The following is a 24,901-nucleotide window of genomic DNA, read 5'->3' as shown; positions in this document are numbered from 1 at the left end:
CGACATTTCCGAGCCACTTGATCACCGGTACCCGGACAGGTCACACTTCACCACCGGGACCGACTTGTGCGCGCGACGTAACACCGTCAGGTGGCTGCGAGTTGGATGGCGGTGCAGTTCGCGGTGAAGGCGGCGATGGTCAGGGCGTGGAAGACCTCGTGGAAGCCGAACCAGTCCGGTGAGGGGTCCGGGCGCTTGAGCTCGTAGACGACAGCGCCTGCGGTGTAGAGCAGACCGCCTGCTACGACGAGTACGACGACCGCGGTGCCGCCGGTGCGCGCGAAGTCGGGCAGGTTGAAGACGGCCACCCAGCCCAGCGCGATGTAACACGGGGTGTACAGCCACCGGGGAGCCCCGGTCCACAGCATGCGGAAGGCGATTCCGGCCAGCGCGCCCGCCCGCACCACCGTCACCGATGAAGCGTCGAGAGCACCTCCCGCATTGGCTCCGGCTCGGCGGCGACGCGGACACGAGCGAGGTCGACCTCAGCAAGTGAATACGGAGCACGCGATTCCTCCCCCGAGAGCTGCACATTTGCGCTCAGGTGCAAGAGCGTGTCGCCGACGCCGGGGTTCTGCCAAGGTTCCGCCAGGCCAAGAAGATGCCAGTCCGAATCTGATGTTCGACCGCTCGAATCAGGACGAATCCGAGTGGCACCGACCGCGCCGCCGGATACACCTCCCGGACCTGCTCGTAGCTGCCGAAACCGGTGCACGCACCGCCGAGGGGCCAGCCCGGGATGTGTTCTCCGCCGGAAGGATCACTCACAGGAGAGGACCATGAATGAACGTCACAACACGCACAGTCCGCAGGACTCTGAGCGCGACCGTCGTCGCCGCCACGGTGGCGGCTCTGGGCCTGTTGGCACCGAGTTCGGCCGAAGCCGCCGCGAGTGACTGCCCTTCCGGGAGCCTGTGCGTCTGGGACCAGATCAACTACACGGGAAACCGCTGCAGTTGGAGCAACGCCGACAGCGACTGGACCAGCGGGACCGTGAAGTGTTCATGGGCCGACGACCGCAACGTCAAGTCGGTCTACAACCACGGGACTTCTTCCTCGTACGAGGGGGTCGGCCTCTATTCCGGAGCGGGCTACTCGGGGTATCTCGGCTGCATAGGACAGGGCGTGAAGGGACCTGGTGTCAGCGGTGGCCCGGGCCTCAAGGTGCTGTCCCACAAGTGGCTCGCCAGCTGCTGAGTCCGGACACCGGAGAGGGTGAGCACCGCACGGGCTGAGCGCCCGGTGGGGGCGGGGCCGTCAAGGGGGATCCGCCCCACCGTCGCCGATGCGGGTTCACCCACACCTGGGCCCGGCTGGGAGAGCAGTCGTAGCCCGGGCAGCGGAACGGCGACCCCCGGCGCGCAGCCGGGGGTTCAGCGGGCTACCAGGTGCTGGCGCTTTGGCCGGCGAGCGTCGGTGGCGGCTCGCTGGATGCGGTCCTGGTCCGTCGACCCGATCGGCGCGGTGTAGCCGAGGCGGGCGCGGGTGTCGACGACCGTACCTCCGGCAGCGAGGACTAATGAGGCGTCACTCCGTGCGTCCTTTTGCCCGCAGGAGGCGCTGTCGGAGCATCTCCTGTCCACTGCTCCGTGCGGGAGAGGCCGGTTGCGGCTTGGGGGCTCTGTCCGCGTGAGCGAGGTCCTGCTCCATGCGCTCGCCGGCGCGCACGATGTCCGCGTCGGCCTGCGGTGCGGGCCAGGCCACGAGGAGGTAGTCCTCCACCGGTTCAAAGCTGGTCTTGTCCTGGGAGATGCTCCGGCCTCGCGCGTGAACGCGGAGCCGATACCATCCTGGTCCCGCTGGGCTGAGGGAAGGCAGTCCGCCGACCGGCCCGTGTTCGAGGGATTCGACTCGTAGGCTGCCCGTGGGGGCATACACGCTGACTTCTACGATCTTCTTCCCAGAAGTCGTCAGCCGGCACAGGTGGTGGACCGCTGACGGGGGGCGCGGTTGCTCGGATCTCGCCGAGGTGGATTCCCACGGCGATGAGGGCCACCTCCGACATGGGGACAGCCAGTCCATCGCTTGTTCTTCGCAGGGAATCCCGGCCTTCAGGCCGGGCGGGAATGCGATCCTCGGCCCGGAGGCGCGTAGCGCCGGAGATCCCTGCTCCTCGGGGTGACGGCCAGTCAGGCTGGGCGTTTCTGGTTCTCGATGTAGTCCTTGACGATGCTCAGGGGTGCGCCGCCGCAGGACCCCGCAAAGTAGGACGGGGACCAGAACACGGATCCGGTGCCGATCTGGTTGATCCGGCCGGTGTACTTCGCGCGCAGATATCGGGAGCTGACGCCCTTGAGGGAGTTGACGAGCTTGGACAGGGCGATTTTCGGCGGGTAGTGCACGAGCAGGTGGACGTGATCGCCTTCGCCGTTGAACTCCCGCAGCTCCGCGCCGAAGCACAAGTGGTCCTGGCGGCACTCGCCGGACTGTGCTTCGTCCTGTGTGCCCTCGTCACCGTGGAGGCCGCCCGATGAACCCGTACCGCACCACCACCGACACCCCCGTCCTGGGGGCACCGGACTCAAGAAGTCCTATGGGCTCCGGGGAAGAGCAGGCTGTTGACCGTGACCACCTTGGTCCGTCGGATCTCCGAGCGTCCGTGGCCGATGCCCCGCACGCGGCCCGGCAGCGGGATCTCTGCCCACGGAAGGGATCTGAGCTGCTTGCGGAGCTTCTTCGGGTTGCCCTTGACGATCACGATGTAGTGGGCATCACGGCCGGGAAGGTAGTCGGCGTCCTCGCGTTGGGCGTGCATGGCGTCGCTGGTGACGACCACCCCGGCCAGGTCGGCCATGGTCTCCAGCAGCGGCTTGAAGCAGGTGATCTCGTTCGTCTCCCCCACGTCCAGCTGGGCCAGGACCAGGCCGGTGGTGTGCTCCAGGGCTTCGAGCAGGTGGATGCGGACCGGCGGGCGGTGCCGTCGCTGTCGAGGCGGATGCGATGGACATACCAGCGGTCGATCAGCGTGTCCCGGTCCACCGGCACCGACATCCCGAGCACCGGCTCGTGACCGTCCTGATCCCACGCGGGCGCCACCGCCTGGTCCAAATGCACGCGCAGCCCGCCGTGCGGGAACCGGATGTCCACCACCGAGCCGATCGGCACCCGGCCCGGCTGGACGAACTCGAAGTCGGCCTGCAGGTCCCGGTCACGGATCCAGGCGGCGGCCGCCGACTTCACATTCCCTGTCAAGTACTTGTGTTCAGTTGGGCCAGCTGACTAGGACGCCGCTGCGGCTCCGAGTCGACTCCAAAGCGACGCCGTCGGCGTCAGTGCCAGCTACGCGGCGCCGGTGCTCGGCACCTTGATCACGAGCGGGTGCAGCTCCCATGCGTCGATCGCGTAGCCGAGGCGCATACCCGGCGCGGTGCGGGCCTGAAGTCGCCACGGGCCATGCCCTGTGGGGTAGAAGCGCAGGGTGAGAACCTGACCGGTGGTGGTAAGGAAGATTTCGGCGATGGAGTGGTCGACGACCACGCGCAGGTCGACGGGCCGATCGGTGGGGCAAGGCATCCGGTAAGAGCCGCCGTGAGCCCGGGTGTCCAGGGAGGCGTGCTCGCGGTCGACGACCAGTTCGCCCGCCTCGGTATCGAGGCGGATGTCGAGGTATTCCGAGCCGTCCGGGTCGGTGAGCAGGCGCAGAGCGGCGTCTGCGGTGGGCTCCAGGCGGGCCGTCAGGTCGAAGGCTCGGCCCACGCTGCCGAGATCCGCCGGCTGCGGCCCGTGTGTCTCGCCTGTGGCGTGAACGGTGTGCTCGCCGCGCAGGGCGAGCAGTTCGGCGGCGGGCTGCTGGTGCAGCATGCTGTCGTCGTCGACGTAGATCTCACGGGGCAGGGTGAGAACGCCGGCCCATCCGTCTTTGATGGCCCAGGATTCGTCGCGGGCTTCCCATGACCAGCCCCACAGCAGCCATCTGCCGCCCGGTGCACGCATCAGAGCGGGTGCGTAGCAGTCGGGGCCGTGGTCCACCCACACCGGTGAGCCCCCCTTGAACTGATCGTCGTACTCTTCGCCGATCAGGGCTGCGACGCGCATCGGGCCGGTGGGTTCGCTCCAGGTGCTGAAGATGAGGGCGCTGAGTCCGCCGGCTGCCGGGAGGTATTGGGGGCACTCCCATCCCTCGCCGGTGAGCTGCTCGGTGCCGCCGATGGGCTCCGGGTGACGGGTGGCGAAGGGCCCTCGGTAGTTCCAGTTCTCCAGGTCGGGCGACTCGTACAGGAGGACGGTGGCGCGGCCGTCTGCGAGGGCGGCGCCGACCAGCATCCGCCAGGCGTCGTCTTCCTGCCAGACGTACGGGTCGCGGTACATGGTGCAGCCGTCGGGCAGTTCGGTGATGAGCAGTTCGCCCCGCGGGCGAAAGGTCCGGCCGTCGTCGTGGGAGACGGCGCAGGTGACCGGCTGGTGCTGAGGCGAGCGGTCCTCGCGGTGCGCGGAGTAGAAGGCGATGAGCCGGTCGCCTTCGGAGACGGCGTTGCCGGAGAAGCAGCCGTCGGCGTCCACGCCACCGGGGGTTGGGGACAGCGCGATCGGCAGCGGCTCCCAGGTGAGCAGGTCGGGGCTGCGGAAGTGGCCCCAGTGCATGTTCGCGTGGGTCGCTCCGTACGGGTTGTACTGGTAGGAGACGTGAAAGTGGCCGTCGTGGAAGACCAGCCCGTTGGGGTCGTTGATCCAGTTGCGGGGCGGCCGCAGGTGGGCCACGGGATGGTGTGGATCGCGGGGTGTGGTGGACACACGCTGCCTTTCGTATGGCACAGAGGGGGCCCGCCCGCCTGCCCTCGGGTCGGCGGGGGCAGCGGGCAGGCGGGCGGGGGTCTGCAGGCCCGTGGGCGGTATTCAGGTCCGGATGCGGAAGCCCGCGCTCAGCTGCCGCTCACGCCGTGAGCTGGGGCCGACGCGAAGGGCGAACTCGCCTGGTTCGACCACGCGCCGGTTGTCGGCCGTGACGAGTGAGCACCGCGAGGCAGGGATGCTGATGGTTACCTCCACGCTTTTGCCGGGAGGGACTTCGACCTGGGTGAACCCCTTCAGTTCCTGCTCGGCCCAGGTGACGCTGGTCGTCAGGTCGCTGACATACGCCTGGACCGTCTCCAGGGCCGGGCGGTTGCCGCTGTTGGTGAGCCGCACCGTGGCGTCGACGGTGCCATCACCGGCGACGTCCTCCTCCCGCACGACAAGGTCGGAGTAGGTGATGGTGGTGTAGCTGAGACCCTCGCCGAACGCGAACAGCGGGTCCTGGGTGAGATCCGCGTAGCGGTCGCCGTGCTGGCCGCGCACCTGGTTGTAGAAGACCGGTTGCTGTCCGACATGGCGCGCGAAGGAGACCGGGAGCCGGCCGCTGGGTTCGATCAGTCCGAGGAGAAGTTCGGCGATGGCGCGGCCGCCGCGCATGCCCGGGTTGAATGCCTCGATGACCGCTGCCGCGTTCAGTGCCGACTCTGGCAGGGCACTCGGCTTGGACTGGACCATTACCACGATCACGGGGGTGCCGGTGGCGGCGACCGCGTCCAGCAGCGCGATCTGGCCCCCTTGCAGGTCGAGAGTGGCCGTGGAGCGCACCTCGCCCGTCAGGGCGATGGTGTCCCCCACGACCACGACGGCGTAGTCGGCGGCCTCTGCCGCGGCGGTGGCCTCCCTAAGCTGCGCCTCGTCGACCGGGGCGGGGGTGAAAACGGGCGGCTGCGGCTGGCCGTCGGGCCCGGCGACCCACTGGTCGGGGTCGAAGGCGGGGCTTTCGACGTCGGCTCCGCGGACATGCGTGACGGTCCAGTCGGCCGGGACGACGGCGCGCACGCCGTCCAGCACTGTCTCCACCAACTCCCGTGGATGTCCTTCGGACATCCACGGCACCTGGCCAGTGGCGCCCGCCCAGTCGCCGAGCATGTCTTGCGGGCTGTCGGCGTTGGGGCCGATGACCGCGATCGTCCGCGGTGTGCCCTGGCCTGCGGCGCGGCCAGTTGCGTCCGCGGTCAGCCCGCCGTCGAGGGGCAGGATCCCCTCGTTGCGCAGCAGCACCAGCGAACGCCGGGCGGTCTCGAGATTCAGGTCGGTGTGTGCGCGGCAGCCGATCACCTGCGCCTGCCGTTCGAGGTCGGGGACGCGGGGGTCCTCGAAGAGCCCGAGTTCGAACTTCAGCCGCAGAACCCGCCGTACCGCGTCCTCGATGTGTTTCTCCTCGACCAGGCCGCGGGCGACCGCCTCCTGGGCGCCCTCGAAGAACTGCGGTGTGGCCATGATGAGGTCGTTGCCGGAGTTGACGGCGACCGCGGCCGCCTCGGCGTAGTCGGAGCAGGTGCGCTGGTCGTAGACCATCCGGCCGACGTTGTCCCAGTCGGTCACCAGCGTGCCGGTGAAGCCCCACTCGCCCTTGAGTACGCCGTTGATGAGCCACTCGTTCGCGGTGATGGGCACACCGTCGATCGACTGGTATCCGAGCATGAAGCCGCGGCAGCCGGCCCGAACGGCTTGCTCGAACGGGGGCAGGAACCACGAGCGCAGCTTGCGGGGGCTGAGATCCGCTTCGCTCGCGTCGCGTCCGCCCAGAGTTTCGGAGTAGCCCGCGAAGTGCTTGGCGTACGCCAGCACGGCGGTCGGGTCGCTGAGGCCCTCACCCTGGTAGCCGCGCACCATCGCCGCGCCCAGTTCACCGATCAGGAAGGGGTCCTCGCCGAACGTCTCGTTGATCCGGCCCCAGCGCAGGTCCCGGGTGATGCACAGCACCGGGGAGAACGTCCCGTGGATGCCGGTCGTCGCGATTTCGGTCGCGGACGCACGGGCGACCCGGTGGACCAGAGAGGGATCCCAGGTGCAGGCCATGCCGAGCTGTGTGGGAAAGATGGTCGCGCCCGGCCAGAAGGAGTGGCCGTGGATGCAGTCGTCGGCTGTCAGCAGCGGAATACCGAGCCGTGTCCGCCGGGCCCGTTCCATGGCCTCCCGCATCCGAGCCGGTGTCACGTGCAGGACGGACCCGGCCAGCTTGGCCGACACGATGTCCTCGAGGTCCCCGTGTTGGGCGTCGAGCATCAGCAGCTGCCCGACCTTCTCCTGCAAGGTCATCCGGGACAGCAGGTCCTCGGTTCTCGTTTCCACGGACGCGTCCGGGTCCAGGTACGCGGCAGAGTGGACCGGGTGTCCCACTATGTTCTCCAAGTCATGAGTCGTCACAGGTAAGAGAGGTGACGGGGGTAGGCGGCGGAGGTCACTTCAGGCCTGTGGTGGCGATGCCGGCAACGAAGTGGCGCTGGAAAAGCAGGAAGACGACCATCACGGGGAGCAGGACGACGACGGCGCCGGCGAGGAGGACGCCGAAGCGGGTGAAGTCCTGTCCGCTGGAGGCCAGGGCGAGGCCGACGGGGAGGGTGTACTGGTCCTCGTTCTGGGCCACGACCAGCGGCCACAGAAAGTTGTTCCAGGAACCCAGGAAGGTGATGATCCCCAGCGTGGCGAGGGCCGGCCTGGTTAGCGGCAGGATGATCTTCCAGTAGATGGCCAGTTCCCGGCAGCCGTCGACGCGGGCGGCGTCGATGAGTTCGTCGGGCAGGGTGGAGATGAACTGCCGCATCAGGAACACCCCGAACGGGGCGGCCAGGAACGGCAGGATCAGCCCGAGCAGCGAGCCGGTCAGCTTCAGGTTGGCCACCAGCACGTACAGGGGCACGAACGTGACCAGGCCCGGCACCATCAGGGTGCCGATGACCAGGCTGAACACGGCACGCCGGCCTGGGAAGTCCAGCTTGGCCAGGGCGTAGCCGAGCATCGAGCAGAACAGCAGGTTGCCCGCGGTCACGGCCAGAGCCACGATCACCGAGTTGGCGAACATGGTCGTGAAGTCCAGGCTGCTGAACAGCTGCCGGTAGCTGGCCAGCGTGGGCGAGGTGGGGACCAGGACCGGCGGCACCTGGCGGATGTCCGCCTCGGGCTTGAAGGAGCCGGACAGCATCCACAAAAACGGCGTGACCATCAGCAGCAGGCAGCCGAACAGCGGCAGATACAGCCAGGGATGGCCCCATTTCTGCCGGATACGACGCCGCCGCAGAGTCCGGTCCGTGCCCGGCCCGGCCGTTCGAAGGGCGGAGAGAGTGCTCATGGGGCATCAGTCCTTGTCTCGCAGCACGCGGAACTGCAGCACGGTCAGCGCGATGATGAGGACGAAGACGACGTAACCAGCGGCCGACGCAACGTCGTAGTTGCCGTTGCCGAACTGGTTGTAGGCGTACATCGTGGCGGACAGGGTGGAGTCCAGCGGTCCGCCGTCGGTCATCACGAACGGCTCGTCGAAGAACTGCAAATAGCCGATTCCGGTGGTGACCGCGGTCAGCAGCAGGGCGGGGCGCAGGAGCGGGAAGGTGACCCGCCAAAACCGCTGCCAGGCCCCGGCGCCGTCGAGTTCGGCCGCCTCCATCAGGGACTGCGGCACGGACTGCAGACCCGCCAGCATGATGATCATGACGGTGCCGAGGTTGCGCCATACCGCCATCACGATCATGACGGGGAGAGCGAACCGGGTGTCCGCCAGCCAGGCCGGACCGTCGATCCCGAACCAGCCCAGAACCGTGTTCACCAGCCCCGCCTGCGGCTCCAGCAGCGTCTTCCACACCACCGCGACGGCCACGACGCTGGTGATCACCGGGAGGTAGAAGCCGACCCGGAAGACGGCCCGGAAGCGGCCGATGCCGCTGTTGAGGGCGACCGCCACGGCCAGCCCGGTGGCCAGCGTCAGCGGCAAACCCACCACCACGAACACGACCGTGTTGCGCAGAGCGTGAACGAACTGCTCGTCCTGGAAGAGCCGCACGTAGTTGTCGAAGCCGATGAACGACACGTTCAGCGGGGTCCGCAGATCAGCGCTCTGCGTGTCGGTCAGGCTCATCAGCAGCGACCAGACGACCGGCACCAGCATGAACGCCAGGAACAGGGCGAGGAACGGGGCCGCGAGGATCCACGCGGCCCGGGTCTGCCTGCCGCGCGCGGTGCTGCGGAGGGCGAGTCGCAGGCGGCCGGCTCCCTTCTCGGGCCGTGCGGGGATCGGTTCGTGGGTGTCGCCCCGCCCGGGGAGCGTTTTCGTGGACATGGATGTCATCCGTCCGTCCGAGGGGTGCGCACGTGGCGGCCGTTCAGCGGCCCGTGCCGATGCTGGTGGCCTTGGACTGCAGGTCCTGCTGCGCCTGGGCGACGGTGGCCTTGCCCAGGCTCAGCCTCTCCAGTTCGGAGTCGATGGCGTCGGCGACCTGCTGCCAGGTGGTGATGGCGGGCGGCGCCTTGCTGACCTTGAGCTGCTCGGCGAACGCCTGCATCGCCGCGTCGTCGCTCAACTTCGCCTCGTCCCACGCCCCCGGCGTGGCGGGAAGGGATCCCGTTGCCTTCGTGTAGGCGGCGAGGTTGGCGGGTTCGGTGAGGAACTGGGCGAACTTCCATGCCGCGTCGGAGTTCTTGGCGTCCTTGAACACCGCCAGGTCGCTGCCGCCGGCGAACCCGGCCGCCTGCTTGCCCTTCGGCAGTGGCATGGTCTTCCACTTGCTGTCCAGCTTCGGGGCGTCTTTGCGGAGGCTGCCGCTGACCCACGCGCCGTCCTTGTAAACCGCGATCTGTCCGTCCTGGAAAGCCTGCAGGCTGTCCGTCTTGTCGGTCGGCGCCAAGCCCTCCTTGGGAACGCTCGCGTAGTACTCCAGCGCCTTGGCGACCGCCGGTGAGTCGAAGGTGAACTTCTTGGTGCTCGGGTCGTAGATGTCGCCGTCCTGCTGCCAGACCAGCGGCAGGAGGAAGATCCAGGAGTTGAAGCCGATCTGCCACCCGCTGGCGTAGCGCAGCTTCGGGTTCTGCTTGCCCGCGGTGGCCTGGATGGCCTTCAGGTCCTTCAGGTAACCGGCCCAGTCACTGGCCGGGGCGCCCTTGATGCCGGCCTTCGCAGCGAGGTCGCTGCGGTAGTAGACGGCCTGGGTGTCGGCGATGAACGGGACACCGTAGGAGGTGTCCTTGTACTTCGTGGTGTCCCACTGACCCGGGTAGAAGTCCGACGACTTGATCGACGTCGGGGTGGCCTGGAAACCGTTCATGCCAGCCATCTCGGCCATCCAGGTGGTGCCGATCACGGACATGTCCGGTGTGTTGCCGCCTGCGATGGCGGTGGTCAGCTTGTCGTGGGCGGAGGCCCAGGGCACCGGGGTGATCTGGACCTTGGCGCCGGGGTTCTGCTCCTCGAACTTCTTGGCCAGGCTCTCCAGGGACTTGTCGGGGTCGCCCATGGACCACATGACGACCTTGCCGGTGGCCTTGCCGCTGCCCAGCTTTGCGGGGGCGTCCGTGCCGGGCCCGGAGTCGGCACTGCGGCCGCATCCGGTGGCCACCAGAGCTGCCGTGACGGTGACGCACAGGACCTGGACTGTTCTGACGGTGTGACGAGTAGGCGTACGCATAGTGCGGCTCCTTGCCATTGAGCGAAACAGGCGCGGGGGGCGGCGAAGGGGAAGGGTGAGAGCGAGCGGGTGCCCGGAGGGGCCGGCTCGCGAAGTGAGGACCGTCCGCGGTGCAGTGGCATCGGCGGTCAGCCGCAGGTCCCGGCTGGGGAGTCCGTCCGGAGCGGTAGCGGCCGGGCAGGGGTGGGCCCGGCGTGCCGTTCGGTGTGCAGGATGAAGGAGGCGCCGACGGAAAGAGCACCTCGGCGGTGACGCGTGAACAGGGTTGCGCGTGCAGGGTGGTGAGGCCGGCCGATAGTCGAACGGGCCGGTCGTGCCGGTGCGTGCACCGGCTTCAGGTTGAGCGGGAGGACCTACCGGCCTGCGCGAGGTCCTGTGGGGTCAGTTCCCTGTCGGGAGGAGGTCCGTCTCCGCCTGCGGGGCTGAGCAGGAGCGGCGGAGACGGACACTTCGATGGGGCCCCGACGCCATGCCTGGCGATGGCATGGCGTCAGTTCGGGCTCGCCCGTAACGTCGAGCCGCGGACCACAAGACTGGTCGGAATGGTGCGCGAGGAGGCGGCTTCCGGCGAGCCGCGCACGTGGTCCAGCAGCAGACGCGCCGCCGCCTCGCCCATCTCCCGCATGGGCTGGCGGATGGTGGTCAGTGCCGGATAGGTATACGAGGCCATCTCAACGTCGTCGAAGCCCACCACGGCGACATCCTGGGGAATCGACAGGCCGGCCTCGTGCAGGGCGGTGAGCGCGCCGGCCGCCGTGGGATCGTTGTGCGCGAAGACCGCGTCGAACTCCAGGCCGTCCGCGAGAGCGCGGGCGACCGCGCTCCGGCTCTCGTCGAACTGGAAGTCCCCGCAGACGATGCCGCGCGGGTCGACCTCGATCCCAGCCTGCGCGTAGACGTCGACGAAGCCGCCCAGCCGTTCCCGGGTACAGCCGAACACCTCGGGACCGGTGACCACCAGAGGACGACGGCGCCCGATCTCCAGCAGGTGCCGCGCCGCCTGCGCACCACCCTCCCGGTTGGTGGTGGCCACGTAGGGGAACCCCGGCCGCTGGAAACGGTCGTCTATCAGCACGACCGGCAGCCCCGTTTCGTGCAGTTCGGTGATGTATCCCATGGCCCCCTCGGGCTCTATCACCAGCAGACCGTCGAACGACTTGGCAGCGACCTGCAGACCCAGGCGGCGCAGTGATTCCTCTGCGCGGTTCCAGGTCAGCATGCGCAGTCCGAAGCCCTCGGTCTCCAGGGTCTCGATGACCGCCTGCACGATGCCGGCCCAGGCCCAGGCCAGGTCAGGGACCAGCATGCCGATCATCTGTGTCGTGCCGCGGGCGAGGCCGACCGCACCGGCGCTCGGCACATAGCCGAGCTCCGAGATCGCCTTGCGGACCTTCAGGACCGTGTTCTCGTTGATCTCGCCCTTGCTGTTGAGCACGCGCGAGACGGTTGTTTTGCTGACGCCGGCCCGGGCGGCCACGTCGGCGATGGTGACTCCCATGCCACCTCCTCTCCTGCATGCAGCGGCGGGAACGTCCTCCCGCACCGAAGGGCCGATCGTACAGAGACCCGCGGAACCGATACCGGGAGCGGTTCCGGAACCGGTTTCGGAACCGGTTCCGGCAGTGAAGCACCGAGCGGCTCAGGCCGTCAACACATCGGAATCAACTCGTTTACAGAGAATTTCCAACTCTCGGACCCCGCTGGCACGGGGGCCGCGCCGGAGGCGGTCGCCAACAGTCCTCTGCGGCAGGGGACCTGGCCGGAGCCGCGGGCGGCCGGCAGGCCCGCGAGGACTTCGGTCAGACCAGCCCGGTCGCGCCGGCGATCCGCGCGATCGACCGGTCGGTGGAGTTCCTGGACCTGGTCACCGCCTGCCACGCGTTCGTCGCGGCGTCCGGCCGGGTCGTTCCGGGCCTGCGCGACCGCCAGCTCGGTGACGACGAACGCACGATCGTGCACGAGAACGTCGCCGGCGTTCGCGCGACGCTCGACTGGATCGAGACGGCCGTCGACACCGGGAAGGTCGACGTCGACGGCGAACTGGCCCGGCTCCTGCAAGGCGAGTAGGCGATGCCGCGCGCCTCCGAGCGTAGATCGGCAGCCTCCCAGCGACACGCCGACACCATCCGGTTCGTGCTGTTCGAGGCACGTCCGGCCGGTCTGACCTTCGTCCAGCTGGTCAGATCCAGCGAGCTGTCGCCCCACCAGACCCGCTCGGGCCTGGCCTGCCTGCGGGACACCAGCACCGAACACGGCTGGCCTCCCCTGATCTGGACCCGGCCGGACGGCTACAAGTTCTGCGCCGACCCCGCCGAACTCCAGGCATACGAGGTCGCGATCACCACGGCAAGCTCACCGAGATCCGCCGCTTCATCACCGGAACCGTCGCCCCGCACGCCGCTCTCCAACCCAAGGCCGGTGGATCAAACACCTGAACACCCAGCTCAACTCGGTCGAGTCCACGCTCGATGTGATCGCCGACTTCACCGACGCCTGACGGGTGGGGCCGCTGCTACCCCTCGGACACCTGGGACGACGAGTGGGCGCTACGTAACGGCTTCAGGCATACGGCGCAGTCGTACCGCACGACGGGCCTACCTTTCGCGAACGGGAGCGGGCCCCTCGGGGGCAGCGGAGGCCCGCAATCGGGATGTCCCGTTCCGCTGTAGTGGTCTGCAGGTTTTCTGTATGTCTCATTGAGGGGACACCTCCGCTGTCTCTCGATGTTGTTCCTTTGAGGCTGCAGGTCGGCGTCGTCCGATTCGATCCCCGCCAGATACGACTCCAGCGCGGGAAACCCATCGACTCAAGCCGCGTATCCCCCAGTACGTGGGAGGTGGTGGGGTCCGAGGGGCTGGGCCATACCTGCGGTGACCGAGACGGCGTGGCAACGGCAATCAGGAAGCGGGGACGGGTTCCAGTCGGTAGGCGTCGCCGTGGGCGACCACGCGGCCGGCGGTGGGCGGTGCGAAGTGGGTGCCGAGGAGGAGGGTGTCCGTGCCGGCGAGGGAGCCGAGCAGCTCGCGGCGGGTGGCTTCGGACTGGCGCGGGTCGATGTCGACGCAGGCGCCGATGGCGGGGTGGGCGAGCTGGACGGGGTGGTGGACGCAGTCGCCGGAGATCAGCGCTGTCTCCCCCTGGCTGGTCAGTTCCACGGCGACGTGGCCGGGGGTGTGGCCGGGTGTCGGGATCAGGCGCAGGCCGGGGGCGATCTCGGCTCCCTTGTGCGGGACGTCGATCGTGCTCAGCAGACCCGCCTGTTCGACCGGGATCACGGAGTCGCGGAACATCTGTTCGCGTGCCGCTTCCATGTCGTACGTGGCCCAGAACTCCCGCTCCGTGCGGGAGGTGAGGTAGCGGGCGTTGGAGAAGGTGGGGACCCATTCGCCGTTCACCTGCCGTGTGTTCCAGCCGACGTGATCGGCGTGCAGGTGGGTGAGGATCACCAGGTCGACGGAGTCCGGGGGGAAACCGGCGGCGGTGAGGCGCTCCAGGAAGTCGGTCCGCAGGTTGTGCCAGGCCGGGTTGGCCCGCTCCTTGCCGTTGCCGATGCCGGTGTCGACGAGAACGCGCAGCCCGTTCACGACGAACGCGAAGCTGTGGCTGTCGATGTGCAGAATCCCGTCCTGGCCAGCGAAGTGGGGGTGCAGCCAGTCCTGGGCGGTCACCACCTCCGGGGTGGCGTCGGGCAGCAGCCAGGGTCCGGTCGCGGGCGGCAGGGCGACCTCGTCGATGCGGTGGACGGTGACGCCGCCCACGGTCCAGGAGGGGACGGGGGCGGTGGCGGGGGAGGTGTGCATGGTGTGTCGTTTCCCTTGATCTCTTCAGCGGAAGCGGTCGGTTGTTCTCTTCAGCGGGAGCGGTCGGCTTCGGGGCTGGCCGCTACGCGTCGTGACGCGGTGAGTGCCGCCAGGGCCGCCAGGGCGACGAGAGCGGCGGTGATGGCGTAGGCGTGTGAGGTGGTCCCCAGCCCGTAGTGCTGGGTGGCGGCGCCCGCGGCGACGGCGGGCAGGCTCATCGAGAGGTAGCTGAGGATGTAGTAGGCGGCCAGTGTCGCGGCGCGGTCCCGCTCGTCGAGCGAGGCGAGGAGCATACGCAGCGCCCCCTGGGAAACGGCGCCGAAGGCGATGCCCGCCAGCACCGCGCCGCCGTAGACGGCGGGCAGCCCGGCGCCGTGCAGACCGCTCAGGGTCAGGGCTGCGGCGGGCAGGACGGACAGGCAGCCGCCGATCGCCGTGGCGCGGGGCGGCCTGCGCCGCAGCGCCCATACGGTGAGCGCGGCGGCGGCACTGAGGGTGAAGAAGACCATGCCACGGGCTGCTTGCGGGGCGTCGGGGGCCACCAGGCCTACGAGGGCCGGGCCGAGGGAGGAGTAGAAGCCGCCCAGCGCCCAGACGGTGCCGACAGCAGCGCCTGAGGCCAGTAGGGCTGGTCCTGGTAGAGAGGGTAGAGCGGGGTCGGAGCGCTGGACGCGGCCAGGAGGGCCGCGAGTATCGACACGTCGAGGGCGAAGGAAGCCGTGCGCCTCTTCGTACGGGTGCGGGTGGCCTGATAAGCGATGTGCGCGGGTGCGCCGGACGCCGCGGGTGCGTCGGAGATCGCTGGCGCGTCGGCCAGCGCTTGTACGTCGGAGATGACGCCGGGCATGGGACTCCTTCCGTAAATGCAATGTATTTGCTTTAACTCGACCGTAGGACCTACGGTCGAGTTAAAGCAAACTGTTAGCTTTTGCTGCGGGGTGCTTCGTCGCCACGCCCTTGATCAGGAGAAACCTGTGCCTTCCGTTGAACTCACGCCGCCCGAGGCCGCCCGCTGGGCCGCCCGTGCCGGACTTCCGCTGCCCGATGACCGCCACGCCGCAGTCGCCGCCACCGCCGACCACATCCACTCCGTCGTCTCGGTCCTGCGTGAGCTGGACTTCGGGGACACCCCGCCCGCCGGCGCCTACCGCGCCGGAAAGGAGAAGCACGATGCAGCCGTATGAGCTGACCCTCGCCGACGCCGCGCAGCAGATCCGGGCCCGCCGGCTGTCCCCCGTCGAGCTGGTGGACTCGGTCCTCGAACGCATCGACCAGGTGGACCCGCACGTCGAGGCGTACGTCGCGGTCACCGCTGAGCAGGCCCGCGGCGCGGCGCGGGAGGCCGAGCAGGAAGCGGCCCGCGGCATGTTCCGGGGGCCGCTGCACGGCGTCCCGGCCGGGCTCAAGGACCTGATCGACGTCGCCGGTTCGCCCACCAGCGCCAGTTCCCGGGTCCGGGCCGGCCACCGCGCCGCCGCCGACAGCACGGTCGCCGCCCGGCTGCGGGCCGCAGGCTCCGTCCTGGTCGGCAAGACCCACACCCACGAGTTCGCCTACGGCCTGACCACCCCGCAGACCGGCAACGCCTGGGACCGCGGCCGGGTCGCGGGAGGCTCCAGCGGCGGGTCCGCCGTCGCGGTGGCGGCCGGGGCGGCGACCTTCGCCCTCGGCACCGACACCGGCGGGTCGATCCGGGTTCCCGCCGCGCTGAACGGGGTCGTCGGCCTCAAGCCGACCTACGGGCTGGTGCCGCGCCACGGCGTCACATCGCTGTCCTGGTCGCTGGACCACGTCGGCCCGGTCACCCGCACCGTCGAGGACGCGGCCCTGGTCCTGAACATCCTCGCCGGGCACGACCCGCGTGACCCCGCCTCGCTGGACACCTCCGCCGTCGACCACCGGCCGGAACGGGAGCCGGACCTGGAGGGCATGCGCGTCGGGGTACCGCGCAACTACTACTTCGACCATGTCGACGCGGAGGTGGAGACCGCCGTCCGCCGGGGCATCGCGCAGCTGGAGACGCTCGGCGTCCATCTCGTCGAGATCGACATCCCGATGACCCGGTACATCCAGGCCACGCAGTGGGGGCTGATGGTTCCGGAGGCCACCGCCTACCACGAGGGCACGCTGCGCACGGTCCCCGAGCTGTACCAGGCGGACGTCCGCATCCTCCTGGAGGCCGGTGAGCTGATGGGCGCGGGCGACTATCTGCGTGCCCAGCGCTCCCGGACGCTGATGCGGGAGGAATGGGCTCGCGTTCTGGAGAGGGTCGACGTGATCGCCGCCCCGGCGGTCCCGATGACCGCGGTGAAGGCCGGTCAGGAGAGCGTCACCTGGTCCGACGGCTCGACCGAGGCCGTCTCCGACGCCTACGTGCGTCTGTCCTCCCCGGCCAACATCACCGGAGTGCCCGCTCTGTCCGTCCCGGTGGGCCACGACACGGCGGGCATGCCGATCGGCATGCAGCTGCTCGGGCGGCCCTTCGGCGAGCGGCAGCTGCTGCGGGTGGGCCACGCCTACGAGCGGACGCAGTCCGCCCGGTCGCTCGCGCCGGCCGCTTGAGAGCGGCGTGCGGGCCGGGCGGTTCCGGACCGGCCCCTATGCCGTTCGGCTCCGGTCGGGATCAGGACCGGATGCGCGCAGCGGGGAGACCGGCGAGGGAGCCCTGGCGCGGCCGTCGAGCCGGCACACTCCACCTAAACGCAAAATCCGTGCTTTAAGGTGGGGTCATGAGTCGTAAGCCGATGGTGCGCCCCGGCGGGCGCAGTGCACGGGTCCAGGCTTCGGTGCACACCGCTGTCCGCGACATCCTGTCGGAGCGGGGCCGCGACGCGGTGACCGTCCCGTTGGTCGCCCAGCGCGCCGGAGTCACCCCCTCGACGATCTACCGCCGCTGGGGCGACCTTCAGGAGCTGCTGTCGGACGTCGCGGTGGAGCGCCTACGGCCCGACACTGCGCCGGAGGACCACGGTGACCTGCTGTCCGACCTGACGGCCTGGGCCGAACAGTTCCTTGACGAGATGTCGTCCCCCTCCGGCCGCGCCTACATCCGTGACGCTCTGCTCGGCGGCCCGGACGGCAGCTACGCCGGTCAGTGCTCGGCCTACGCGGCCGAACAGGTCGACGTCATGCTCGCCCGCGCGATCGGCCGCGAGGAGAACGCTCCCGACGTCGAGACGGCGATGGACCGCGTGGTCGCCCCCATGATGTACCGCATCCTCTTCCGCCCGGCCGGACTCGACGCCGCGTACGCCCGTCGGCTCGTGACCGAGCTCCTCGACGCGGGCGAAGAACACCCCCTCCCATGATCCAGATTCCTCGCGGCCCGCGCAGGAGGCGCCCAGATTCACCGTTGCTCATGCCCGCGGGCTGTCGCGGCTCGGGCGAGGCGAGGGCCTTCGGCCTGTGGCATTGATCTCGCAGAGGACGACGGCGCCGTTGATCCGGCGGCGATGATGCGGGGCTTCCACCGGGCCATGGAGTTCACCGACTTGATCGGCGTCTGTCAGGGCTCTGTCGCCGGGGCGAGCCGGCTGGTGCCCCGCCTGCGCGGGCACCAGCCGCCCGGGGCCACGGATCTCACGTTGCGCCACTCTCACAAATGACGATCTGGGCGCGTTCTGCGAGAGCCCGCGACGAGAGGCCCTTCCTGCACACCTCCGCGCGCCACACAAACGCCATCCGGCTGTACGAGTCGCCGGGCTTTTGGCTGCGCCGCCGCACGGCGTTCCTCGCGGCGCGGGTGCCGGAGGCAGCACGGCAGCAGTAAGCCAGAAGTGCGCACGAGCGGTGGACGATCGCCCCCGCGGCTGGACGTACACTCCACACATGGGTCGCACATACGCAATGAGAGAGTGCCTGTTCCAGGCCGCTCATGCCCTGTGCCCGTCCGCCGCGTGCACGGCGGCCGTCGACCCGGTGAACGCGTCGGCGATCTACTGTCGCGCGTTGCACGGCCACGGCTAGCGAGTCCGGGCACTTCTCGGCATTTCCCAGATCATTCCGCCCCTGCTGGTGGACCATTTTGCGCGGCTGCCCTTCCCCGCCTCTGCAACCGCACGGCGACGGCTCTCGCCACAATTCCCCCGCTTTGTCATCATTTGGCGCCCTGGCGCCGCCTGCGCGCCGCCCGCCAGACGACCGGCAGCCGGCGCATCTTCGAGAGGACCCTTGTGAAGTTGAGCGAGCTGCTCGCCGGGCACGATCATGAAGTCATCCAGGGCGATCCGGAGACGGGGATCACCGCAGGCATCTACATCGACGCCCACCGCGTCGCTCCGGGATCCCTGTTCATCGCGGTACCCGGCCATCGCGAGGGCGGCCCGGAGTCGATCGGACCGGCTCTCGCACGCGGCGCGGTGGCGATACTCATCTGCTCCGCGACGGCCCAACTTCCGGTCGCGACCTGGGCGTCGGCAGCTGGTGTATGCGTCGTAGCCGTCGCGGACACGCGCAAGGCGGCCGCTGTCGTCGCCTCCCGCTACCACGGGGAGCCAGGCCGGCAGATGAAGATGGTGGCGGTCACGGGCACCAACGGGAAGACGTCGGTCTCCTCCATGGTGGAGTCGGTGCTGAGGGTCGCCGAGCACGCCAGGGTGGGGGTCATCGGGACGGGCGGCAGCCGGATCGGCGACGAACTGATCCCGATGCCGCAGTCGGTACTGACCACACCGGAGTCGCCGGACTTCCAGTATCTGCTCGGGTGCATGCGCGACCGCGGTGTCGCCGTCGTGGCCCTCGAAGCCACGTCGATGGGCCTGCTGACCCACCGCCTCGACCACTCGTTCATCGACGTAGGGGTGTTCACCAACCTGACGCAGGATCACCTGGACGACCACGGCACCATGGAGAACTACCGGGACGCCAAACTGCGTCTGTTCCAGGGGCTGTGCCGGCGCGCGGTGGTCAACGCCGACGACCCGGTCGGAGCCTGCGTCGGGGCGCTGATGCCCGGCGCGGTCGTCACGTACGGCATCGACGCGGAGGCGGACTACCGGGCGACCGACCTCACCATGGACGCCGCCGGCACCCGCTTCACCCTGCACCACGCCGGCCACAAGTATCCGGCGGCGATCCCCGTGCCTGGACGGTTCTCCGTCTCCAACGCACTGGCCACTGTCGCAGCCTGCCACCTCATCGGGCACAGTCTGGCCGGACTGGTCGCCGCTCTCGAGCAGATGCCCCCGATCCCGGGAAGGTTCGAACGCTACGAGACCCCGGACGGCACGTCCGTCATCGTGGACTATGCGCACTCCCCGGACTCACTGGAGAAGGTGCTGACCACCATCCGCGGCTTCGCCTCTGGCCGGGTCGTCACGGTCTTCGGCTGCGGCGGGGACCGGGACATCACCAAGCGCGCCCGGATGGGGAAGATCGCCGGCACCTACTCCGATCTGTGCGTTCTCACTTCGGACAATCCCCGGAACGAAGATCCCCGGGCGATCATGGATCAGATCGTCCCGGGGCTGCTCGCGAGCGGCACCACTTTCGAGCGGTTCGCCGACCGCCGCCGTGCCATCTCCTTCGCCCTGTCCGCCGCACAGCGCGGCGACGTCATCCTGATCGCGGGCAAAGGCAGCGAGACCTACCAGATCGTCAACGAGGAACTGCTGCCGTTCAGCGACATGGCGACGGTACGCGAGCTCGCCACGCGGTAGGCGTACTGGCCTGCTTGACATCCGGCACTGGTTGCAGTGCCGGGCACGAAAACGTGCAGCTGCTCCAGACGCCGACCCGCTGGCTGATGCGCAATGGCAAGGTCCACAACCCTGACGGAAGCGCAGGTGGTCGTCCACCACATCGTCGGCCCCCAGCGCGGTCAGGGACCCGCTGCCCGCTACACGCAGGGCCTTGTGGCCCCATATCGCCCGATGAGGTGCGGCCAGCCCGTCGCTGTCGGCATCACTGAGGACGCGTTCCGCCACCTGGCAGTCAAGGACCGTCTCGACATCACCGGCGCCGCTGGTCACTCGCCGGAGCCGAACCGGAGCCGAAGCCGTCCCGAAACCGCGGGCCCTGATCAGCAACGGCGAATTCGACGCCTACTTCGCTCTGCACCTCAAGCAGGAGCACCGTCCGGTCCACCAAGCCCACTGCCGGGGCAGACTCCGCCTCGCGGCCTGACGCACCGATCACTCGGGACGAACCGCAGCCACCATCGATGGCGGCACCCTGCGGGTCGGTCTCCGGCACTACGCGTGTGACGACTCCGTCCGCTTCGCCCGCCAGGCCGGCGCGGCACGGTCGGACGTCAGCGAGCCGCCGGCGCAGTTGCCGCGGCCGAACGTCACCACGCCGTCCTTCCGCGGGTCTTGCTCGACACAGCGCTCGTGAGGTCGCGATACCGAGGACCGTCGTGGCCGACTCCGAAGGCCGGAGGAACACGCTTGGCGGTGACGGTGTCGTTCGAGAGCGGGAACTCCGCTCGCCTCCGAGCCCGCCCACCAGCCGTCCGAGCGGTCGCCGGGAGCCTTGTCGATACGTCCTGACAAATCTCTTGACATCGCCTTGGAGGCGTTTCATAGTACGTGAACTAGCGCGCGCTAGTAACGCGCTCTAGAGGTTGTTGGACAGCACACACCCGCTGTCGTAGTCAGCATTTCCGCGCCCTACACGGCAGAGCTGTTCCCCCGCCGGGCCGGGTCCTCCTCCCCGGCTCCGCATCCCATACCCACCCTGATCAGCACAGTGAGGTGCAAGGGACATGCACAGAAACCACCGAGCCGCCACTCTGACCGCCACCCTGCTGGCCGGCGCGCTGTGCGCCGCCGGCTGCTCCAGCAGCTCCGGCGGCAAGAAGTCCGAGGACGACGGCGCGGCGGCCTCCGCGGGCAAGGCCACCACTCCACGTATGACGGTGGCCATGGTCACCCACGCCTCCCCCGGCGACACCTTCTGGGATCTGGTACGCAAGGGTGCTCAGGCCGCCGCCGCCAAGGACAACATCAAGCTCGTCTACTCCTCCGACCCCAGCGCCGGGAACCAGGCCAACCTCGTCCAGAACGCCATCGACCAGAAGGTCGACGGCATCGCCCTGACGGCCGCCAAGCCCGACGCCCTCAAGGACGTCATCGACAAGGCGAAGTCGGCCGGTATCCCGGTCGTTGGCTTCAACTCCGGTGTCAGTGACTGGAACAAGCTCGGCTTGCTGGAGTACTTCGGTCAGGACGAGAACATCGCGGGCCAGGCCTTCGGGGCGCGCCTCAACGAACTCGGCGCCAAGCACGCCCTCTGTGTCATCCAGGAGCAGGGGCAGGTCGCTCTGGAGGCCCGCTGCGCCGGTCTGAGGAAGGGCTTCAGCGGCAAGACCGACACGCTCTACGTCAACGGCACCGACATGCCCTCCGTGAAGGCGACAATCACGGCAAAGCTCAGGCAGGACTCGTCCATCGACCAGGTCGTCACCCTCGGCGCGCCGATCGCCCTGACCGCCGTGCAGTCGCTGTCCGACGCGGGCAGCAAGGCGAAGATCGCCACGTTTGACCTCAACAAGGAACTCGTCAAGGCCGTCCAGAGCCGGACCGTCGAGTTCGCGGTCGATCAGCAGCCTTACCTGCAGGGCTACTTGGCAGTCGACTCGCTCTGGCTCTACAAGAACAACGGCAACTTCAGCGGCGGCGGCACAGCCCCGGTCCTCACGGGCCCCGCCTTCATCACCAAGGAGAACGTGGACCAGGTCGCCAAGTTCGCCGCCAACGGAACCCGGTGATGAGTATGACCCAGCACGCCGGGCCGGCGGTGACCTCACCGCCGGCCCCCGGCCCGAAGGAAACCGACGGCCGGACCTCTGAACGGCCCCTGGCTCTACGGCTGTTGGCGCGTCCTGAGGTGGGCGTCTTCCTCGGCGCCGCCGCCGTATACGTGTTCTTCCTGATCGCCGCTCCGCCGGTGCGGGATGGCGCCTCGATGGCGAACATCCTCTACGGATCGTCGACCATCGGGATCATGGCTCTGCCGGTTGCCCTGCTGATGATCGGCGGCGAGTTCGACCTCTCCGCCGGCGTCGCCGTCATCACCTCGGCCCTGACCGCGAGCATGCTCAGCTACCAACTCACCGCGAACGTGTGGGTCGGTGTGATCGCCGCACTGCTGGTGTCGTTGGGGATCGGGTTCCTCAACGGCTGGCTGGTGGTCAAGACGGGGCTGCCGAGCTTCCTGGTCACCTTGGGCAGCTTCCTGATCCTCCAGGGCGTCAACCTCGCCGTCACCAAGCTGGTCACCGGGAACGTCGCCACCGACGACATCAGTGACATGAGCGGCTTCGGCCAGGCCAAAAAGGTCTTCGCGTCCTCGTTCGACGTCGGCGGCGTCCAGGTGAAGATCACCATCGTGTGGTGGCTGGTGTTCGCGGCCGTCGCCACCTGGGTGCTGCTGCGTACGAGGTACGGCAACTGGATCTTCGCGGTCGGTGGCAACAAGGACTCCGCGCGGGCCGTCGGCGTGCCCGTGGCGTTCACGAAGATCTCGCTGTACATGCTGGTCGGGTTCGGCGCCTGGTTCGTCGGCATGCACCAGTTGTTCTCCTTCAACACCGTCCAGTCCGGCGAGGGCGTGGGCCAGGAGCTCATCTACATCTCCGCCGCGGTCATCGGCGGCTGTCTGCTGACCGGCGGTGCCGGCTCCGCGATCGGCCCGGTGTTCGGGGCGTTCATGTTCGGCATGGTGCAGCAGGGCATCGTGTACGCGGGCTGGAATCCCGACTGGTTCAAGTCGTTCCTGGGCGTGATGCTCCTCGGCGCCGTCCTCATCAACTTGTGGGTGCAGCGCACCGCGACCCGGAGGTGACCTTCATGACCGACAACACGCCCGGCACCCACGGCGCGACCCAGACCGACACGCCGTCCACGGACGGGGACCGTCCCCTCGTCCAGCTGCGCAACGCGGGCAAGGCCTACGGCAACGTCCGCGCCCTGCACGGTGTGGACCTCGCCGTCCGCCCCGGCCAGGTCACCTGCGTCCTCGGTGACAACGGCGCCGGCAAGTCCACCCTCATCAAGATCATCTCCGGGCTGCACCAGCACACCGAGGGCGAGTTCCTCGTCGACGGCGAGCCGGTGCACTTCACCACCCCCCGCCAGGCGTTGGACAGGGGGATCGCGACGGTCTACCAGGACCTGGCCGTCGTGCCGTTGATGCCGGTGTGGCGCAACTTCTTCCTCGGCTCCGAGATGACCAAGGGCCCCTGGCCCGTCCGCCGTCTCGACATCGAGACGATGAAGAAGACCGCCGACCACGAACTGCGTGAGATGGGCATCGTCCTGGACGACCTGGACCAGCCCATCGGAACCCTCTCCGGCGGCCAGCGCCAGTGCGTGGCCATCGCCCGCGCCGTCTACTTCGGCGCCCGCGTCCTCATCCTCGACGAGCCCACCGCCGCGCTCGGCGTCAAGCAGTCCGGCGTCGTCCTCAAGTACGTGGCCGCCGCCCGCGACCGCGGCCTCGGCGTCATCTTCATCACCCACAACCCGCACCACGCCTACATGGTCGGCGACCACTTCAGCGTCCTGCGCCTCGGAACCATGGAACTCTCCGCCGCCCGCGAGCAGATCACGCTGGAAAAACTCACCAACCACATGGCCGGCGGCACCGAACTCGCCGCACTCAAGCACGAGTTGTCCCAGGTCCGCGGCGTCGATGTCGACGAACTCCCCGAGGAGACGGATCTCAGGGCCTCGGCGGGCAAGGCCGAGGCATGACCACCCTGCGGATCGGAGTGATCGGCGCCGGCAACATGGGCGCCGATCACGCGAAGACCCTGCACCGAGATGTCTGCGGCGCCATGGTCACCATGGTCGCCGACCTCGACGAGGGACGGGCCACCGGCGTCGCCGGTGGCCTCCCGGGCGCCCGCGCCACCGCAGACCCGTACGCGGTGATCGCCGACCCGGCGGTCGACGCCGTCGTCGTGGCCTCGCACGACTCCACCCACGCCGACCTGTCCGTCGCGGCCGTACGGGCGGGAAAACCCGTTCTGTGCGAGAAGCCCCTCGCCCCCACCCTCGACGCATGTCTCCGTGTCGTGCACGAGGAACGACGAGCAGGCCGACCGCTGATCTCGCTGGGGTTCATGCGTCGTTTCGACCCGGCCTTCGTGGAGCTGCGGGAGGCGCTGGCCGCAGGGGTCTGCGGGGCGCCGCTGCTGCTGCACTGTGTCAGTCGAGGGGTCTCCTCCGCGCCCGGAGCCACCGACGAGTCGAGCGTCACCGGGTCGGCGATCCACGAGTTCGACACCGTGCCGTGGCTGCTCAACTCCCCGGTCGTGGACGTAAGTTGGCATGCCCCCCGCTCCGCTTGCGCATCGACCGGGCTACGCGACCCGCACCTGATGCTGCTGCGCACCGCCAACGGTGCGCTGACGACCGTAGAGGTGTTCCTCAACGCCGAGTACGGCTACGACGTCCGCTGTGAAGTCGTGGGCGAGCACGGCACGTTGGCCCTGACCAACCCTGCCCGACTGGTCGCCGACTCGGCCCGGTCCCGTTCGCTGGGCTACCCGGCCGACTGGCGGCCCAGGTTCGCCGACGCCTACCGCCTCGAACTCCAGGTCTGGATCGATGCCGTGGCCGCCGGCAGCCCGCCGCCTCTGGCCACGGCGCACGACGGTCTGCAGGCGAACGCGGTGGCCGAGGCCGTCATCACGTCCATGAAGAACGGGGGCCGGACCGTCACCGTCCAGGTCCCGGAGGTCTGAAC

22 protein-coding genes and 4 pseudogenes are annotated in these 24,901 nt (G+C 68.9%); 13 read left to right on the top strand and 13 right to left on the bottom strand.

What is annotated here, in order from left to right; translation table 11 throughout:
* Positions 1-86: 86 nt before the first annotated feature.
* Positions 87-413 (bottom strand): annotated as a pseudogene (locus OHT57_RS46395) (hemolysin III family protein); the annotation flags it as partial.
* A gap of 370 nt (positions 414-783) precedes the next feature.
* On the opposite strand from OHT57_RS46395, the gene OHT57_RS46390 reads away from it, so the two are divergent.
* Entirely contained in the window at positions 784-1,197 is a 414-nt protein-coding gene (locus OHT57_RS46390) for a peptidase inhibitor family I36 protein (RefSeq protein ID WP_328752997.1), read from the top strand.
* A gap of 330 nt (positions 1,198-1,527) precedes the next feature.
* On the opposite strand, the gene OHT57_RS46380 is transcribed toward OHT57_RS46390, so the two are convergent.
* The 9 genes and pseudogenes from OHT57_RS46380 to OHT57_RS46340 form a co-directional block, all read right to left on the bottom strand.
* Positions 1,528-1,722, bottom strand: a complete 195-nt coding sequence (locus OHT57_RS46380; protein ID WP_328753552.1) for a hypothetical protein — start codon at positions 1,720-1,722, stop codon at positions 1,528-1,530.
* A 407-nt stretch (positions 1,723-2,129) separates the two neighbouring features.
* Positions 2,130-2,396 (bottom strand): annotated as a pseudogene (tnpA, locus tag OHT57_RS46375) (IS200/IS605 family transposase); the annotation flags it as partial.
* Between the two features lie 125 nt (positions 2,397-2,521).
* Positions 2,522-2,842, bottom strand: a complete 321-nt coding sequence (locus OHT57_RS47650) for a transposase (protein WP_443053576.1) — start codon at positions 2,840-2,842, stop codon at positions 2,522-2,524.
* 437 nt (positions 2,843-3,279) lie between these two features.
* The gene (locus tag OHT57_RS46365; RefSeq protein ID WP_328752995.1) at positions 3,280-4,731 is read right to left on the bottom strand and encodes a glycoside hydrolase family 32 protein; all 1,452 of its coding nucleotides are present in this window, start codon (positions 4,729-4,731) and stop codon (positions 3,280-3,282) included.
* A gap of 102 nt (positions 4,732-4,833) precedes the next feature.
* Entirely contained in the window at positions 4,834-7,134 is a 2,301-nt protein-coding gene (locus tag OHT57_RS46360; RefSeq protein WP_443053654.1) for a glycoside hydrolase family 3 N-terminal domain-containing protein, read from the bottom strand.
* Positions 7,135-7,195: 61 nt separating this feature from the next.
* Positions 7,196-8,083, bottom strand: coding sequence for a carbohydrate ABC transporter permease (locus tag OHT57_RS46355; protein WP_328752994.1), 888 nt, complete (start codon positions 8,081-8,083; stop codon positions 7,196-7,198).
* A 6-nt stretch (positions 8,084-8,089) separates the two neighbouring features.
* Positions 8,090-9,067, bottom strand: coding sequence for a carbohydrate ABC transporter permease (locus OHT57_RS46350; RefSeq protein WP_328752993.1), 978 nt, complete (start codon positions 9,065-9,067; stop codon positions 8,090-8,092).
* A gap of 43 nt (positions 9,068-9,110) precedes the next feature.
* Complete coding sequence (locus OHT57_RS46345) at positions 9,111-10,409, bottom strand: extracellular solute-binding protein (RefSeq protein ID WP_328752992.1); 1,299 nt, start codon at positions 10,407-10,409, stop codon at positions 9,111-9,113.
* 490 nt (positions 10,410-10,899) lie between these two features.
* On the bottom strand, positions 10,900-11,907 hold the full coding sequence (locus tag OHT57_RS46340; RefSeq protein WP_328752991.1) for a LacI family DNA-binding transcriptional regulator: 1,008 nt from the start codon (positions 11,905-11,907) through the stop codon (positions 10,900-10,902).
* Positions 11,908-12,185: 278 nt separating this feature from the next.
* Here OHT57_RS46340 and OHT57_RS46335 point away from each other — a divergent pair.
* Positions 12,186-12,476: pseudogene (locus OHT57_RS46335) on the top strand (DUF6192 family protein); the annotation flags it as partial.
* A gap of 3 nt (positions 12,477-12,479) precedes the next feature.
* A pseudogene (locus OHT57_RS46330) lies at positions 12,480-12,906 on the top strand (RacP protein).
* 400 nt (positions 12,907-13,306) lie between these two features.
* Here the strand turns inward: OHT57_RS46330 and OHT57_RS46325 are convergent.
* The 3 genes from OHT57_RS46325 to OHT57_RS46315 are packed head-to-tail and all read right to left on the bottom strand — an operon-like array spanning position 13,307 to position 15,056.
* Positions 13,307-14,209: an MBL fold metallo-hydrolase gene (locus OHT57_RS46325; RefSeq protein ID WP_328752990.1), complete on the bottom strand. Its 903-nt coding sequence runs from the start codon at positions 14,207-14,209 to the stop codon at positions 13,307-13,309.
* A gap of 50 nt (positions 14,210-14,259) precedes the next feature.
* Positions 14,260-14,718, bottom strand: coding sequence for a hypothetical protein (locus tag OHT57_RS46320; RefSeq protein ID WP_328752989.1), 459 nt, complete (start codon positions 14,716-14,718; stop codon positions 14,260-14,262).
* 38 nt (positions 14,719-14,756) lie between these two features.
* Positions 14,757-15,056 carry a hypothetical protein gene (locus OHT57_RS46315; RefSeq protein ID WP_328752988.1) on the bottom strand — a complete coding sequence of 100 codons (300 nt, stop codon included), beginning with the start codon at positions 15,054-15,056 and terminating at the stop codon, positions 14,757-14,759.
* Between the two features lie 127 nt (positions 15,057-15,183).
* Between OHT57_RS46315 and OHT57_RS46310 the strand changes: the two genes are divergently transcribed.
* The 10 genes from OHT57_RS46310 to OHT57_RS46270 all read left to right on the top strand — a co-directional run bounded on the left by OHT57_RS46310 (position 15,184) and on the right by OHT57_RS46270 (position 24,899).
* The gene (locus OHT57_RS46310; RefSeq protein ID WP_073919938.1) at positions 15,184-15,393 is read left to right on the top strand and encodes a hypothetical protein; all 210 of its coding nucleotides are present in this window, start codon (positions 15,184-15,186) and stop codon (positions 15,391-15,393) included.
* Positions 15,380-16,771, top strand: a complete 1,392-nt coding sequence (locus OHT57_RS46305) for an amidase (RefSeq protein WP_328752987.1) — start codon at positions 15,380-15,382, stop codon at positions 16,769-16,771. Before OHT57_RS46310 ends, OHT57_RS46305 begins: the two co-directional genes overlap by 14 nt.
* Positions 16,772-16,938: 167 nt before the next feature.
* Positions 16,939-17,517, top strand: a complete 579-nt coding sequence (locus OHT57_RS46300; protein ID WP_328752986.1) for a TetR/AcrR family transcriptional regulator — start codon at positions 16,939-16,941, stop codon at positions 17,515-17,517.
* A gap of 144 nt (positions 17,518-17,661) precedes the next feature.
* Positions 17,662-17,814 carry a DUF6192 family protein gene (locus OHT57_RS47645; protein WP_443053574.1) on the top strand — a complete coding sequence of 51 codons (153 nt, stop codon included), beginning with the start codon at positions 17,662-17,664 and terminating at the stop codon, positions 17,812-17,814.
* Entirely contained in the window at positions 17,811-17,978 is a 168-nt protein-coding gene (locus OHT57_RS46295) for a hypothetical protein (protein WP_443053573.1), read from the top strand. Before OHT57_RS47645 ends, OHT57_RS46295 begins: the two co-directional genes overlap by 4 nt.
* Before the next feature lie 403 nt (positions 17,979-18,381).
* Positions 18,382-19,866 carry a UDP-N-acetylmuramoyl-L-alanyl-D-glutamate--2,6-diaminopimelate ligase gene (locus tag OHT57_RS46290; RefSeq protein ID WP_328752985.1) on the top strand — a complete coding sequence of 495 codons (1,485 nt, stop codon included), beginning with the start codon at positions 18,382-18,384 and terminating at the stop codon, positions 19,864-19,866.
* Between the two features lie 1,046 nt (positions 19,867-20,912).
* Positions 20,913-21,917: a sugar ABC transporter substrate-binding protein gene (locus OHT57_RS46285; protein WP_328752984.1), complete on the top strand. Its 1,005-nt coding sequence runs from the start codon at positions 20,913-20,915 to the stop codon at positions 21,915-21,917.
* Complete coding sequence (locus OHT57_RS46280; protein WP_328752983.1) at positions 21,917-22,993, top strand: ABC transporter permease; 1,077 nt, start codon at positions 21,917-21,919, stop codon at positions 22,991-22,993. Before OHT57_RS46285 ends, OHT57_RS46280 begins: the two co-directional genes overlap by 1 nt.
* A gap of 5 nt (positions 22,994-22,998) precedes the next feature.
* Positions 22,999-23,904: an ATP-binding cassette domain-containing protein gene (locus OHT57_RS46275; protein WP_328752982.1), complete on the top strand. Its 906-nt coding sequence runs from the start codon at positions 22,999-23,001 to the stop codon at positions 23,902-23,904.
* Entirely contained in the window at positions 23,901-24,899 is a 999-nt protein-coding gene (locus OHT57_RS46270) for a Gfo/Idh/MocA family oxidoreductase (RefSeq protein ID WP_328752981.1), read from the top strand. The genes OHT57_RS46275 and OHT57_RS46270 overlap by 4 nt, the downstream gene beginning before the upstream one ends.
* Positions 24,900-24,901: the final 2 nt, after the last annotated feature.

Origin of the sequence: Streptomyces sp. NBC_00285 (assembly GCF_036174265.1) — a bacterium.
Classification (GTDB): domain Bacteria; phylum Actinomycetota; class Actinomycetes; order Streptomycetales; family Streptomycetaceae; genus Streptomyces.
The sequence above is the reverse complement of the archived record's forward strand: the minus strand, read 5'-3'. Positions and strand labels throughout refer to the sequence as shown.